12 protein-coding genes are annotated in these 13947 nt (G+C 57.1%); 4 read left to right on the top strand and 8 right to left on the bottom strand.

Going from position 1 to position 13947, the window contains the following annotated elements; all coding sequences use genetic code 11:
- Positions 1 to 66: 66 nt before the first annotated feature.
- A complete protein-coding gene (locus D7D48_RS09480) occupies positions 67 to 1602 on the top strand; it encodes a DEAD/DEAH box helicase (RefSeq protein ID WP_125231172.1) in 1536 nt (511 codons plus the stop codon).
- Positions 1603 to 1640: 38 nt separating this feature from the next.
- Here D7D48_RS09480 and purH read toward each other — a convergent pair whose 3' ends face one another.
- The 5 genes from purH to D7D48_RS09505 form a co-directional block, all read right to left on the bottom strand.
- Positions 1641 to 3230: a bifunctional phosphoribosylaminoimidazolecarboxamide formyltransferase/IMP cyclohydrolase gene (gene purH / locus D7D48_RS09485; RefSeq protein WP_125231173.1), complete on the bottom strand. Its 1590-nt coding sequence runs from the start codon at positions 3228 to 3230 to the stop codon at positions 1641 to 1643.
- 4 nt (positions 3231 to 3234) lie between these two features.
- The gene (locus D7D48_RS09490; protein WP_125231174.1) at positions 3235 to 4953 is read right to left on the bottom strand and encodes a heparinase II/III family protein; all 1719 of its coding nucleotides are present in this window, start codon (positions 4951 to 4953) and stop codon (positions 3235 to 3237) included.
- The gene (gene rpe, locus D7D48_RS09495) at positions 4950 to 5612 is read right to left on the bottom strand and encodes a ribulose-phosphate 3-epimerase (RefSeq protein ID WP_125231175.1); all 663 of its coding nucleotides are present in this window, start codon (positions 5610 to 5612) and stop codon (positions 4950 to 4952) included. Before rpe ends, D7D48_RS09490 begins: the two co-directional genes overlap by 4 nt.
- Positions 5613 to 5690: 78 nt before the next feature.
- Positions 5691 to 6200: a GNAT family N-acetyltransferase gene (locus D7D48_RS09500; protein ID WP_125231176.1), complete on the bottom strand. Its 510-nt coding sequence runs from the start codon at positions 6198 to 6200 to the stop codon at positions 5691 to 5693.
- 7 nt (positions 6201 to 6207) lie between these two features.
- Positions 6208 to 7476, bottom strand: a complete 1269-nt coding sequence (locus D7D48_RS09505) for an RsmB/NOP family class I SAM-dependent RNA methyltransferase (RefSeq protein WP_125231177.1) — start codon at positions 7474 to 7476, stop codon at positions 6208 to 6210.
- Positions 7477 to 7614: 138 nt separating this feature from the next.
- Between D7D48_RS09505 and D7D48_RS09510 the strand changes: the two genes are divergently transcribed.
- The gene (locus tag D7D48_RS09510) at positions 7615 to 7779 is read left to right on the top strand and encodes a DUF1674 domain-containing protein (RefSeq protein ID WP_125231178.1); all 165 of its coding nucleotides are present in this window, start codon (positions 7615 to 7617) and stop codon (positions 7777 to 7779) included.
- 17 nt (positions 7780 to 7796) lie between these two features.
- Here D7D48_RS09510 and D7D48_RS09515 read toward each other — a convergent pair whose 3' ends face one another.
- Positions 7797 to 8189 carry an acyl-CoA thioesterase gene (locus tag D7D48_RS09515; RefSeq protein WP_125231298.1) on the bottom strand — a complete coding sequence of 131 codons (393 nt, stop codon included), beginning with the start codon at positions 8187 to 8189 and terminating at the stop codon, positions 7797 to 7799.
- The gene (locus D7D48_RS09520; protein ID WP_125231297.1) at positions 8186 to 10270 is read right to left on the bottom strand and encodes a S9 family peptidase; all 2085 of its coding nucleotides are present in this window, start codon (positions 10268 to 10270) and stop codon (positions 8186 to 8188) included. The genes D7D48_RS09515 and D7D48_RS09520 overlap by 4 nt, the downstream gene beginning before the upstream one ends.
- Positions 10271 to 10396: 126 nt before the next feature.
- On the opposite strand from D7D48_RS09520, the gene D7D48_RS09525 reads away from it, so the two are divergent.
- Complete coding sequence (locus tag D7D48_RS09525) at positions 10397 to 12205, top strand: aminopeptidase P family protein (protein WP_125231179.1); 1809 nt, start codon at positions 10397 to 10399, stop codon at positions 12203 to 12205.
- A 6-nt stretch (positions 12206 to 12211) separates the two neighbouring features.
- Here the strand turns inward: D7D48_RS09525 and D7D48_RS09530 are convergent, their stop codons facing one another.
- A complete protein-coding gene (locus D7D48_RS09530) occupies positions 12212 to 12892 on the bottom strand; it encodes a crotonase/enoyl-CoA hydratase family protein (protein ID WP_125231180.1) in 681 nt (226 codons plus the stop codon).
- 175 nt (positions 12893 to 13067) lie between these two features.
- Here D7D48_RS09530 and yghU point away from each other — a divergent pair, with 175 nt between their 5' ends.
- Positions 13068 to 13946 (top strand): glutathione-dependent disulfide-bond oxidoreductase, encoded by an 879-nt coding sequence (gene yghU / locus D7D48_RS09535; RefSeq protein WP_125231181.1) that lies wholly within the window; start codon positions 13068 to 13070, stop codon positions 13944 to 13946.
- The last annotated feature ends 1 nt before the right edge of the window (position 13947 follow it).

Below are 13947 nucleotides of genomic sequence, written 5' to 3' on the forward strand. Positions count from 1 at the left end.
GCGCCTGTGCGGTCCTGATGAAAGGGCACGCATGACGGGACGCGACGACTATTTGAAAGTATATTTATGTCTTTTTTCCAAGACCTGGGCCTTGCCCAACCTATCCTTAAGGCGCTTGAGGCGGCTGGCTATGATACGCCAACCCCCATTCAGCAACAGGCCATTCCATCCTTGCTTGAGGGCCGCGATCTATGCGGTATCGCGCAGACCGGAACGGGCAAGACCGCGGCATTTGCCTTGCCGTCCCTCCACCATTTCGCCACCAAGCCAAAGGCGCGTCAGCAATATAGCTGCCGGATGCTTGTCTTGTCACCAACACGCGAACTCGCGGCGCAAATCGCCGACAGTTTCCGCACTTATGGCAAATTTTTGGGCCTGAAGGTCGATTGCGTTTTTGGCGGCATGCCGATTTTCAGCCAAAAGAAGCGTCTTGCTGGCGGCGTCGATATTCTCGTCGCGACACCCGGTCGCTTGATCGATTTGATTGAGCAGCGCGCGGTGACGTTAAAGGACGTTGAAATTTTCGTATTGGATGAAGCCGACCAGATGATGGATTTGGGCTTTATTCACGCGCTGAAACGTATTGACCAGTTGCTACCAAAGCAGCGTCAGACATTGTTCTTTTCGGCAACCATGCCAAAGGCAATTGCTGAGCTGGGTAACCGCTTCCTCAACAACCCTGTCCGTGTTTCGGTTGCGCCTGCATCGACCACCGCGGAGCGCGTTGAACAATTCGTGACCTTTGTCGAGCAGCGCGAAAAGCAGACATTGCTGACGCTCAAATTGCAAAGTGAAGACATTGACCGCGCCCTCGTGTTCACCCGCACAAAGCATGGCGCCGACCGCGTTGTGCGTGGGCTGGCGGGTGCGGGCATTCAATCCGCCGCCATCCATGGCAACAAATCGCAGGGCCAGCGCACCGCTGCGCTGCAAGCGTTCCGTGATGGCAAGATCAAAATCCTCGTGGCAACCGATATTGCGGCACGCGGTATCGACGTCCCTGGCGTCAGCCATGTGTTCAACTTCGAACTGCCCAACGTGCCTGAACAATATGTTCACCGCATTGGCCGCACCGCACGTGCCGGCCGTGAAGGCATCGCGATGAGCTTCGTTGCGGGTGATGAACGCGGCTACATGAAGGATATCGAGCGCCTGACTGGTGTCCGTGCGATGACACTTGGCCTTCCCGAAGGATTCCGTGCAGCTGTGGCCGCATTACCACCCCCCGTTGCCGATAAAAAACCGCAACAGGCACGTGGCGGTCGCGGTGGTGGTCAGCCCGGCGGCGGGCGCACCAATTATGCCGGCAAGAAGCTTGGCGGCAACAATGGTGGCACTGGCCTAAACGGCGAAACCCGCAACCGCACGCACGCCCCGCAAGGTGGCTGGCAACCCGCCATCGGTCCACGCGACGGCAGCCGTGAAGGTGGCAAAAACGATGCACGCCCACGCAGCGACAATGTTGGTTCGGGTGATCGTCGTCCAACCGCCGACCGCGCCTTTGCCGCACGCAGCGAAAACCGCCGCGATCCTGGTGCACCTGCACGCAATTACGGCCCCAAAAAGGGTGGCTACAAAAACGCTGTGAAGCGCGCTAGCTGAAACCAATCCCCCCTCTCGCCTGCGGGAGGGGAGCTAAATCAATGCCTAAAATGCCGCATGCCGGTGAAGACCATGGCCAAGCCAGCTTCATCGGCGGCGGCAATCACTTCATCATCACGCATCGATCCGCCCGGCTGAATCACCGCCGTGGCGCCCGCTTCTGCAGCGGCAAGTAAGCCGTCTGCAAAGGGGAAAAACGCATCGGATGCGACGGCGGAACCAATGGTGCGGGGCGCATCCCAACCATAAGTTTCAGCGGCCTCTATGGCCTTAATCGCGGCGATACGCGCGCTGTCACGCCGGTTCATTTGGCCCGCGCCAATACCGGCCGTTGCGCCATCCTTTGCATAGACAATCGCATTCGACTTCACATGCTTGGCAATCGTCCATGCAAAGCGACAATCCGCCAGCTCCTGTGCACTTGGTGCGCGCTTAGTGACCACTGTAAATGCATCATCGGCCACATGGCCATTGTCGCGCGATTGCACGAGCAACCCGCCAGTAATAGGCTTGATAGAAAGGCCACCGCGTTTCGGATTGGGCAATTCGCCGGTGAGCAACAAGCGTAAATTCTTCTTCTTGGCGAATACGGCCTTGGCCGCATCATCGGCGGATGGCGCAGCCACGACTTCGGTAAATATCTCGGTAATTGCTTCGGCTGTCGCCGCATCGAGCGGGCGGTTGACGGCGACTATGCCGCCAAAGGCCGAAACGCTGTCGCATTCCAAGGCCGCGCGATAGGCGTCGATCAATGTCGCGCCCGTTGCCATGCCGCACGGGTTGGCATGCTTGACGATAACAACCGTTGGCGGGCCGTCGCGAAATTCGGCGACTAGTTCCAGCGCGGCGTCGGCGTCATTGTAATTATTATAGGACAATTCCTTGCCCTGCACTTGTTCGGCCTGCGCGATGCCCGCAATATGCGGGCCGACAGGCACATATAGCGCCGCGCGTTGATGCGGATTTTCGCCATAACGCAATTCGGCCGCGCGATGGCCATTGACGGCAAGCATGTCTGGAAACAGCTGCTGTTGGTCAGCAAAGGCAAACCATTGGCTGATCATGCTGTCATAAGCGGCGGTTGCCGAATATGCCTTTGCCGCACATTTGCGGCGGAAGTCATAGCTGGTTTTACCGTCGTTTTTCTCAAGCTCGGCAATCAGTTCACCATAATCGGCCGGATCGGTCAGGATCGTTACAAAGGCATGGTTTTTCGCCGCGCTGCGCACCATGGATGGTCCGCCAATGTCGATATTCTCGATGATTTCATCACGCGATGCGCCTTTGGCGACCGTCTGCACAAAGGGATAAAGATTGACCACCACAAGGTCGATGGCGCCGATATGATGCTCGGCCATTGCGGCGGCATGTTCGGGATTATCGCGCACCGCCAGCAAACCGCCATGCACCATAGGATGCAATGTCTTCACGCGGCCGTCCATCATCTCAGGAAAGCCGGTAAGATCGCTAATGTCCTTTACCTCAAGGCCAGCGGCGCGGAGCGCTTTGGCGGTCCCGCCTGTCGATACCAATTCGACATGGCGCGCCGCCAGCGCATGGCCAAGCTCCAATAATCCCGCTTTGTCGGACACCGACAATAGAGCCCGCTTAATGACGACGTCTTGCATGAATTTATCCTAAATGGCGCAGTTGCCAGTTGATCTGGAGCTCGCCTTTACCCGTATCGGCGGCAATCACAAGTTGTTGGGTCGGGTGCGGGCGACCATTTTGGTCAATCCATAAGCTATCATCGACAGACAATATACCGCCGGAGGTGACAAACGCCCAGTTGCTGCCATCGGCCATGCGCAGCAATGCAGTCTGCGGCGTGTCCGATGCTGTGATCTCAATATCTGGGCCCAGATGGAATCGGACATGCGCCATCACATCGTCCCGCGGGTTTTCCTGCGGCAACAGCCTATCTTCGCCCCGCAATTCCATGCCGTCAGACCGCAAGATGAGCAGGCGGACATGGTTATAGCCAAAGTTTTTGGCATAGCCGTCATGGCTTGCCTCAATCCGCGTCGCTTGATCAATGTCGCGGCGTTCAAGGCCGACTTCCGTCACGCCCTTGCCCAATTGACCGCCCGGCAAAATGGCGGTCGAATTGGTGTCATTCAGGCACAAGGTCGAATGCGCCGCCGTGGTCCGAAGACCGCGGGCAAGTGCCGCCGATATGGTCGCGCCGACCAGTGCCGCGCCGCCGCAATTGACGATGATCCGCTGCCCATTATGCGATAGTTCGAATGCGAGGGTTGAGGCGCAACCCGATGCCGACTGGCGCGCGAGCGGTGGCGGCCCTGCGTCCAGCAAAAGCAAAGATTTGCCAGCAGAGACACGCTGATAGCCCCAATCCAGTGCTTGGCGATGCGGACGGGTGCGGACTTCACTCGCCGCCACAAGCGCGTCAATCCGGTCTGCGGTCATATGCGCGGATCCCTGCCATGCACCGAGCCCGCCATCGGAATGTGTCAGGCCCAATAAGGCAGGCACCGCGCGGCCCAATGCCTCGATAAGGAAATCCGGCACCAGCTCATCTTGTGCAACATAGCATTGTTTCAACAGGCTCAACAGGCCGATGAGTTCCATCAACTGGATGGGTGAGCGCGACACCACGCCGCCATCGGGGAAAATTGTGACGCGCAAGGATTCCGCTAATCCGTCTTCGCCCACGGCGCGGCGGATTTTGCCTTCGGGCAATAATAAGGACGCGGCAACAACCCCTGCCCAGCCAACGGTCTTGGCAAAGTGGCTTTGCGCCCTTGGTGCGGACTGGTCCAAATGCCGCGCCACCCGCGCAAAATGATTGATGACGCGCGAACGGTAAATCGGCTCCGAACTGCTGAGCAAAAACGGTGATCCGGCGGCCATGTTCAACAACCGCCATGCGCAATTGTCGACACGCCAAGCCGGTTCGCGGGTCTTCATGCCATTGGCGAGCAACCAAGCATCGGCGATACGCGCGGCGACGGGCGCACCTTCGCCGCGATTGGTCGCCGCCGCCAGATCACGCAGCCAGTCAAAACGGTGAATATAATCCGTCAGCGATGGCGACAGATCGAGCTGGTCATAATCGAGCGAATCAAAGGCTTGTTCAAAACCCTGATAATGGAATTTGCCCATGCGCAGCGCCTGGCCGCGCCCGGAATCGCCTTCCAAAGGGTCCTTCGGTACCGCCAGAAGGCGCAAAGGCACCTTGCCCTTCAACCGGCCATTGTGCAGCGGTGTGCGCCATGTCAGCTTGTAAAATTCGAGAGAGAGGCGCTCGAGAATATTTTGCCCCGCGCCCTTGGGTCTGACGATTAAGGCCGTCTGCCGTTGATCGGTGCCGTCCTCAAAATTACCGGTCATTCACCCCTCAGCGCCCGGATATTGGCGGCATATTGGCTCTCGCCCCCCTTGAATGTGGCCGTGCCCGCCACCAACGTGTCCGCTCCAGCCGATATCGCCAGCGGGGCGGTATCGGTCGTAATGCCGCCATCGACTTCCAGCCGGATATCACGTCCGGTTTTCTCAATCATTTTCCGCACAGCTTCGATTTTGCGTAACTGGCTTGAGATAAAACTCTGTCCGCCAAAGCCGGGGTTCACGCTCATAATCAAGACGAGATCGACATCGTCGATGAGATAATCGAGCATCTTCGCTGGCGTATGCGGATTAAGCACAATGCCCGCCATTTTGCCCAGCGACTTGATCAACTGCACGGTGCGGTGCGGGTGCGGTCCAGCCTCGGGATGGAAGGAGATAATATCTGCGCCAGCGTCAGCAAAATCTTGCACATATTGGTCAACGGGCGCGATCATCAAATGCACGTCAAATGGCTTAGCACTATGCGGGCGAAGCGCCTTTACGACAGCGGGGCCAATGGTGATATTGGGGACAAAATGCCCGTCCATGACATCGACATGGATCCAGTCGCATCCTGCCGCGTCAATCGCGCGCACTTCTTCACCCAGCCTTGCAAAATCGGCGGACAAGATTGACGGCGCAATGCGGACGGCGTTGGTCATACTACGCGCTTAGACGCTGCGCTGCAGACGGGCAAGGCAGCGGCGGGCGTTATACACAGCTTATCGCAATAGCTGCGGTTAGCGCCGATAGATATACAGGTCACCAATGACATTGTGCGATTCTGCAAATTTGGCGAAACCAAGCTTGCCCGCGACATTATGCGATGCGGTATTTCCGGTATCAATGATGCAGCGTATTTCGCCCAGCCCTTGGCCGTCGGCCCATAATAATATCGCGGTCATCGCCTCCGTGGCATAGCCATTTCCCCACGCGTCGGGCGTAAAGGCCCACCCCGCCTCAGGAAAGCCTTCCAGCTCTTCTATGCCGCGTTCAAACTGCGCCAGTCCGCCATTGCCGACAAAGCGCCCGCTGGCCCGCTCCACAAATGCCCAATAGCCATAGCCCAGCAATGGCCACATGCCGATGCCTTGAAGCATCTTACCCCAGCTGACATTGCGGCTGCGCGGTTCGCCGCCAATAAATGCGGTCATGCGCGGGTCGGCCCATGCCGCGGCATAATCCTCCCAATGCGCAAGCGACATGGGCTCAATCGATAAACGTTCAGTTGTGAGTGTGGGCGCGATCATTGCCGACCTATCCCTTGCGCACGAACCGCGCGACAAAAAACCCGTCCAAACCGCCCTGCTCAGCTAACATCGGCGGCATTGTGCGGACATGCCCTTGCGCGTTAGCTGTCACCCCAGCGGGTAACTCTGCAGCCGTCGCAGGCATTGTTGTATATTCGGGATGCCGCGCCAGAAATGCCTCGGCCTGCGCCTCGCCCTCATGCGGCTCCAGCGAGCAGGTGGCGAACACCAAAGTGCCGCCCGGTTTGACCCATTCCGCCGCGCGATCCAGCATCGCACTTTGAATCGCGGCCAAGTTATTGATCGCCTTCAGGTCGATGCGCTGTAACACATCGGGGTGCCGCCGCATGGTGCCCGTTGCGCTGCAGGGCGCGTCCAACAAAATTGCGTCGAACGGCTGCGATGGTTTCCAATCCATGACATCGGCGTTGACCCGTTCCGCATTCAACTGCGTGCGTTCCAAATTGGACATCAGCCGGTCCATGCGCCGCGCGCTGTTGTCGAGCGCGGTAACCGCAAAACCAGCCGCCGAGAGTTGCATCGTCTTGCCACCGGGCGCAGCGCACAGATCAAGTACGCGCTTACCCGTGCCATCACCCAAAAGTCGCGCAGGCAGACTAGCGGCGAGATCCTGTACCCACCATGCGCCTTCTTCATAGCCATCAAGTTCTTCGACCGCCGTACCCCGCAACAAACGCACATGACCGGGCATCAGACTGACGCCGCTGAGGCGCTCCGCCCACGCATCGGTTGCGGATGGATCGCGTAAGGCCAAGTCCAATGGCGGCGGTTCGGAGTATGCTTTTTGTGCGCCCGCGATCATGTCATCGCCCCATGCTGGGTGCCAGCGCATCATCACCGCCTCTGGCAAGGACGGCAATTCCGGTAAGGTCACTTCAGCGCGCAGCAAGGATCCGAGCACGCCATGCACCAGCCGCCTTGGGCCGCCATCGACCAAGGGCAGCGCCGTTGCGATGGCCGCATGGGCAGGCGTGCCCAAGCGCAAAATCTGCGCCAGCGCGAGACGCAGCACCATCCGCGCCTTGGAATCATCGGGCAGAACTTGTTTGGTCTTGCTATCGATGAGAATATCCAGATCCACCGACCAGCGCAAAGTTTCCTGCGCAATCGCAATCGCCAAGGCGCGATCCGGTGGCGAAAGACCCTTGGTTGCATTGGCCGTCGCTTGGTCCATTGGCGTGCCCATACGCATCACAGTATCAAGCAACCGCAAGGCGGCGCGGCGGGTGGGGAGGCCAGAAATTTCGTCAGTCATAGACAAAGGCACTAGGCGTCTGCGACACACAAGTGAAGAGCGGTTCTGCGCGGTTGAACTTGTGACACCAGTTCTTGTAAATGCGGGGATGAAAGCCGATATCCCCTTATAGCTATTTCGCTCAAGGAAATTCAAATTATGGGCACGCGTCCGCCACATGTCAAAGCGCCGGAATATCTTTCCAAAAGCCCACCAGTCCCGCAGCCTGAAGAAGTCGTGCGCGCACCTGAGCCCGATGCCGAACGACCCGATCCCGTCCGCTATGGGGATTGGGAATTAAAGGGCGTTGCGATTGATTTTTAGAGGTAGGCGCGTAACCCTCACCTCATAAATGGGGCAGATACCTCCGGCCGCACACGGACCAGCCGCCCTGTTGCCTTATCAATCATCGCCCAACTGGTATTCGCGCGGACAATCACCTTGCCCTTGGCATCCACAAAATCGACGCGCCGATCAAACTGAGCGCCCTTGGGCTGGCTCTCAATCCATGTACGCGCCGTGACGCTTTCGCCCGCCGCAATATTGCCGCGATAATCAATCTCGTGCCGCGTCACGACCCAAAAATAAGCCGCGATATGCTCCGGCGCAGCAACCGCCTGCCAATGCGACGTCGCCATATCCTGAATCCACCGCACCCAAACGGCATTGTTAACATGCCCAAGCTCGTCAATGTCGTCGGGCTGCGCGGTGAAAGGTCGTTCGAATGGTGTCATTTGTCCGACTTGGCTAGCCCCATTTGCCACACAATAAATGCAGCCTCTTCGGCATTTTCGCGCAACCGTTCAAATCGTCCGGACTTGCCGCCATGACCAGCACCCATGTTGGTTTTGAGCAACAGCACATTGTCGTCGGTCTTCATCGCACGCAGCTTTGCAACCATCTTGGCGGGTTCCCAATAGGTCACACGCGGGTCATTCAATCCGGCGGTCCATAGCATCGGCGGGTAAGCTTTTGCTTCGACATTGTCGTATGGCGAGTAGCTACGGATATAATCAAATGCGGCCTTGTCGGTGATTGGGTTGCCCCATTCGGGCCATTCGCCTGGCGTCAATGGCAGGTCCTTATCGAGCATCGTATTGAGCACATCGACAAAGGCAACATGGCTAACCACTGCGCCGAATAATTCCGGTGCCTGATTGACCACCGCGCCCATCAACTCGCCGCCAGCTGAGCCCCCACTTGCGGTTACCTTGCCCTTGCTGGTGAAGCCCAAATTGATCAGGCCCTTCGCCGCATCGACAAAGTCGTTGAAGGTGTTGGTCCGCTTGGTCAGCTTGCCATCCAGATACCATTGGTACCCAAGGTCATCACCGCCACGAATATGGGCAATGGCATAGGCAAAGCCGCGATCCACCATCGACAGGCGGTTAGCACTGAAGCCCGGCGGCATGGCATAGCCATACGCGCCATAAGCATATAGATGCAGCGGCTGGCTGCCGTCTTTCTTAAAGCCCTTTTTCGTGAGGATCGACACCGGAACCTTCGTCCCGTCGCGCGCCGTAATCATGACGCGTTCGGTGACATATTGGCTTGGGTCATATCCGCTGGGGATTTCCTGCACCTTCAGCGTTTCCAATCGGCCATCGGCAAGATGATAGTCAAACACCGTGTCGGGCGTGACCATCGATTCATAGCCCAGCCGCAGCTTCGTCACATCATATTCGGGATTATCGCCCAAGCCCGCATCATAGCTTGCCTCAGGAAACTTTATCCGTTCGACCTTTTTAGCATCGGCGTAATCACGGATTTCGACTTGATCGAGGCCGTCAATACGGCCTTCGGTCACATAGAAATTTTTGAACAACGACAGGCCGGTCAAATAATGGCGGTCTGAACCGGCAATCAATGTTTTCCAGTCGCCGGGCGCCTGCATGCTGGCCGTCGCCACGCGGAAGTTTACATGGTCATCATTCGTCAGAATGAACAAAGTGCCGTCGCGGACATCAACGCTATATTGGCGGCCTTCCTTGCGCGGGGACACCAATATGGGCGTCGCGGTCGGATTTTTGGCGGGCACCAAGCGCACTTCGCTGGTGACATTGTCGCCTGTGCCAATGACAATCCAATCTTCTTGCGCGGTCAGGCCAACACCGACGCCAAAGCCGATATCCTCTTCCTTATACAGCAATGTCGCTTTGCTAAGTGCATCGCCCAATCTGTGATACCAGGCATTGTCGGTGCGCCAATTGTCATTGGCCAGGCCATAGACGACGCCCTTCCCATCCGATGACCAGACTATACTCGATAGTGTGCCGGGGATGATGTCGGCCAATTTTTCTCCAGTTTCCAAATTGCGGAAATGCAGGTCAAAACGTTCCGACCCATTATCATCATAGGCATAGGCCAAAATCTTGCCGTCAGGGCTTATTTCTGCGGCCCCAAGGCGGAAATAGGCCTTGCCTTTGGCCAATTCATTTTCGTCGAGGATAAGCTGGTCCGCGCCGCCTGCAACGGGCTTGCGGTAATGCTTGCGATATTGTGCGCCTTCTTCGAATTTCGACCAATAAATATAGTCGCCATCCTTTTGCGGGACGCTGCTGTCATCCTCTTTGACGCGGCCCTTCATTTCTTGAAAAATTGTTTCGGTGAGCGCGGCCTGCGGTGCCATTTGCGCGTCGAAATAAGCATTTTCGGCACCCAGATGCGCCAAAATTTCCGCATCATTTATCGTTGGATAGTTTGAATCGCGCAGCCAGTGATAATCGTCGGTAATCGTCACGCCATGGTGCGTCGTCTGATGTGGGCGCTTTGCAGCAATGGGGGGCTTGATGTGCGCGGTGGCTTTTTCGGTCATGGGTTCTTTCTGGGCAAATGCGGGCGAAGATAATGCGCTTGTTGCAAAAATGAGTGGGAGCAGTGCTTTCATGAGACAACTTCCTCGCGTATATGGATGTCATAACCATATGAACGGAAGTCCGATATGTCTACCTATGAAGCCCGCCTCGCCGCCCTACGCGCACAATTGAAGAAAGAACAACTGGACGGCTTCGTCGTGCCCATCTGCGACGAACATATGTCGGAATATGTTGGCGATTATGCCCAGCGGCTGGGCTGGCTGACAGGGTTTGGCGGGTCTGCAGGTTCTGCCGTGGTCTTATCCGAAGAAGCCGCGATCTTCACCGATGGCCGTTACACGCTGCAGGTCCGTGAACAAGTGGACGGCAAGCATTGGCAATATGTGGGCGTCCCGCAAACCAGCATCGCTGACTGGTTGCAAGACCATGCCCCCAGTGGCGCGCGCATCGGCTATGACGCATGGGTCCATACCAAAGGCTGGGTCGAAAGTGCGACCAAGGCACTCGCCGCCAAGGGCGCTGAGCTGGTTGCGGTGAAAAGCAATCCAATCGACAGGGTGTGGGCTGAACAGCCGCAGAAAAGCGTGGCCAAGCTCATCGTACACGACACCCAATATGCAGGACAATGCAGCGCCGAAAAACGCGCCGCTGTGGCCGAGTGGCTGACGGCGCATAAGCTCGATAGCACCGTCATTTCCGCGCTCGATTCGGTGGCATGGTTGCTCAACATCCGCGGCGCTGATGTGGCGAATACGCCTGTTGCGCTTAGCTTTGTGCTTGCCCATGCCGATGGCACCGCGGACCTGTTTGTTGCGCCGGAAAAGGTGGATGACGCCGTCCGCGCCCATCTTGGCAATGCGGTGCGCTTGCGCGATCCGTCGGAATTTGTGCCAGAATTACGGTCGATGAATGGCAAACGCATTGCTGTTGACCCCGACCGGGCAGTCGCCGCAATTTTTGGCGCATTACAAGCAGGTGGCGCGCATATCATTGAAGCGCGCGACCCAACCATCCTGCCCAAGGCGGTCAAAAACCCCATTGAACAATCCGGCCACCGCGCCGCGCAAGCCCGTGATGGCGCAGCCCTCAGCCGGTTCCTGCATTGGATGAACGAAACCGCGTATAAAGGCGAATTGAACGAACTATCCGCCGCCGCCCGGCTCAAGGCATTTCGCCAAGATACAGGAAAGCTGCACGATCTGTCGTTCGACACCATCTCTGCAACTGGCCCTAATGGCGCGCATTGCCATTATAAGGTCGACGAAAGCACCAACCGCGCCATTGAACCTAACAGCATCTATCTGGTCGATAGCGGTGGCCAATATCTCGACGGCACGACTGACGTCACGCGTACCATCTGGGTTGGCCCAGGGCAGCCGACAGCAGAAATGAAGGACCGTTTCACCCGCGTACTAAAGGGCCATATCGCCTTGGCCTGCGCCGTCTTCCCAGAAGGCACCAGAGGCGCGCAATTGGACACTATGGCACGCGCGTCGCTGTGGCAGGCAGGATTGGATTACGCGCATGGCACCGGCCATGGCGTTGGCAGCTTCCTTGCGGTCCACGAAGGCCCACAACGCATCGCCAAATTCGCTGGCGGACAAGCCGGCAGCGATGAACCATTGCAAGCAGGCATGATCCTGTCGAACGAGCCCGGCTATTACAAATCAGGCGAATATGGCATCCGTATCGAAAATCTTGTGCTGGTCGAAGAACGTGACATTGCAGGCGCGGAAGGCCGCTATTTCGGGTTTGAAACTTTGACCTTCGCGCCGATCGACAAGAATTTGGTGGACGTGCGTTTGCTCAATACTGACGAGCTACACTGGTGGAATGATTACCATGCCAAGGTATTTGAGGTGGTCGGCCCGCAATTGGACGGCGAAGTGTTGGCGTGGACGAAAGAAGCGTGTGCGCCATTAACGGCGGGCTAACGCGCCTCAAAGCTTATGATGCGCGCCCAAGCTCGCCTTGATCCGGTCAAGCGTTGCTTTGCGGATAGCCTTTTTGTTCCATGCATATGCAGGGGCGGGGAGCTGCGCGAGTTGGCCGGCAATGGCTAAGGCTTTTGCTTCCACCTCATCTGCTGGCGCCAACATATCTAAATAGCCCGCTTCGACCGCGCCTTGCGGGTTGTAGATAAAGCCCTGAATCATGGCGCGGGTCAGGTGCGACGGGTTTAGGCGATCACGCGCCAATTCCATTGCGAAGATGGGCAAGTTCATGCCCGTAATCGCCTCATTCGCGCCAATTTTATAGTCGCCAGCGGTGCCAATGCGCGTGTCACATGCGTGCAAAATGAACACACCCATGGCGATTGCATGGCCCGTGCAGGCCGCGACCACGGGCAATGGTCCGCCATAAATACGTAGCAACAATTCCGCGCCGGCATCGAGCAACTTATACACGCCATCGGGGCCAAGGCTGGCAAAGGCGTTCAGGTCAAAGCCGCCCGAAAAACGGCCTTCTCGTCCTGTCAGGACTATGGCTTTCGCTTCGGCCTCGGCCGTGTCGAGCGCGGCATTCAAAGCCGCAACCATATCGAAGTTGATCGCATTGGCCTTGCCGTCGTCCATCCGGATCAGGGCGATGTCGTTGGTGATTTCGACGGTGGCGGACATATTGTTTCTCCGTTGATATTATCGAACGACTAAAGCCCCGCTTTACGTTCGCGTCAACGTGAAAATCTGCGCAGGCTAGAAACACGGCGCTTGGGGCAAGACGTCACCACCCTTGACGCGCCAGCGCCAGCACAGCCATACACTGCACCAATACCCTATTATTTGAGGAATGCCCATGGCTCAGACATTTTCCGATTATACTCCCGCCGACGTCTGGGAATGGAACACCGAAAATGGCGGCCAATTCGCCAATATTAATAGACCCATCGCTGGCGCAACCCATGACAAAGAGCGACCGGTCGGCAAGCACCCCATGCAGCTTTATTCGTTAGCCACGCCAAATGGCGTTAAGGTGACTGTCATGCTTGAGGAGTTGTTGGCGCTTGGCCATCAAGGCGCTGAATATGATGCTTGGTTGGTCAACATCCGTGACGGCAACCAGTTTTCGAGTGGCTTTGTCGAAGCCAACCCGAATTCCAAAATCCCTGCTTTGTTCGACCATTCGACGCCCATACCGACCCGCGTATTCGAATCAGGATCGATCCTCCTATATCTGGCGGAGAAATTCGGTGCTTTCCTGCCCACCGAACATCACGCGCGCACTGAAACGATCAACTGGCTGATGTGGCAAATGGGCAGCGCGCCTTATTTAGGCGGCGGTTTTGGCCATTTTTACGCGTATGCGCCGTTTAAGTTCGAATATGCCATTGACCGTTTTGCCATGGAGGTGAAACGCCAATTGGACGTCCTTGATCGCAATTTGGCAGAGCGGGAATATATGGCTGGCGATGCATATACCATCGCCGATATGGCGATATGGCCATGGTATGGCGCGCTGGTAAAAGGACTAATTTACGACGCCGGCGCGTTTCTTTCGGTGCATGAATATAAAAATGTCATCCGCTGGACCGACCAAATCGCCGAGCGGCCCGCCGTTAAGCGTGGACGGATGGTCAACCGTGTCATGGGCGATCCCGCGAGCCAGTTGCATGAACGTCATGACGCCAGCGATTTTGACACCAAAACGCAGGATAAGGTGAAAATAGCCACCTGAG

Source organism: Sphingorhabdus wooponensis, assembly GCF_003933235.1.
GTDB lineage: Bacteria > Pseudomonadota > Alphaproteobacteria > Sphingomonadales > Sphingomonadaceae > Sphingorhabdus_B > Sphingorhabdus_B wooponensis.

What these genes read in the sequence shown, in the direction of transcription:
- D7D48_RS09500 (WP_125231176.1), bottom strand. Translation starts at nt 6,200, where the DNA reads ATGATCGCGCCCACACTCACAACTGAACGTTTATCGATTGAGCCCATG.
- purH (WP_125231173.1), bottom strand. Translation starts at nt 3,230, where the DNA reads ATGCAAGACGTCGTCATTAAGCGGGCTCTATTGTCGGTGTCCGACAAA.
- rpe (WP_125231175.1), bottom strand. Translation starts at nt 5,612, where the DNA reads ATGACCAACGCCGTCCGCATTGCGCCGTCAATCTTGTCCGCCGATTTT.
- D7D48_RS09515 (WP_125231298.1), bottom strand. Translation starts at nt 8,189, where the DNA reads ATGACACCATTCGAACGACCTTTCACCGCGCAGCCCGACGACATTGAC.
- D7D48_RS09520 (WP_125231297.1), bottom strand. Translation starts at nt 10,270, where the DNA reads ATGACCGAAAAAGCCACCGCGCACATCAAGCCCCCCATTGCTGCAAAG.
- D7D48_RS09525 (WP_125231179.1), top strand. Translation starts at nt 10,397, where the DNA reads ATGTCTACCTATGAAGCCCGCCTCGCCGCCCTACGCGCACAATTGAAG.
- D7D48_RS09510 (WP_125231178.1), top strand. Translation starts at nt 7,615, where the DNA reads ATGGGCACGCGTCCGCCACATGTCAAAGCGCCGGAATATCTTTCCAAA.
- D7D48_RS09490 (WP_125231174.1), bottom strand. Translation starts at nt 4,953, where the DNA reads ATGACCGGTAATTTTGAGGACGGCACCGATCAACGGCAGACGGCCTTA.
- D7D48_RS09505 (WP_125231177.1), bottom strand. Translation starts at nt 7,476, where the DNA reads ATGACTGACGAAATTTCTGGCCTCCCCACCCGCCGCGCCGCCTTGCGG.
- D7D48_RS09480 (WP_125231172.1), top strand. Translation starts at nt 67, where the DNA reads ATGTCTTTTTTCCAAGACCTGGGCCTTGCCCAACCTATCCTTAAGGCG.
- D7D48_RS09530 (WP_125231180.1), bottom strand. Translation starts at nt 12,892, where the DNA reads ATGTCCGCCACCGTCGAAATCACCAACGACATCGCCCTGATCCGGATG.
- yghU (WP_125231181.1), top strand. Translation starts at nt 13,068, where the DNA reads ATGGCTCAGACATTTTCCGATTATACTCCCGCCGACGTCTGGGAATGG.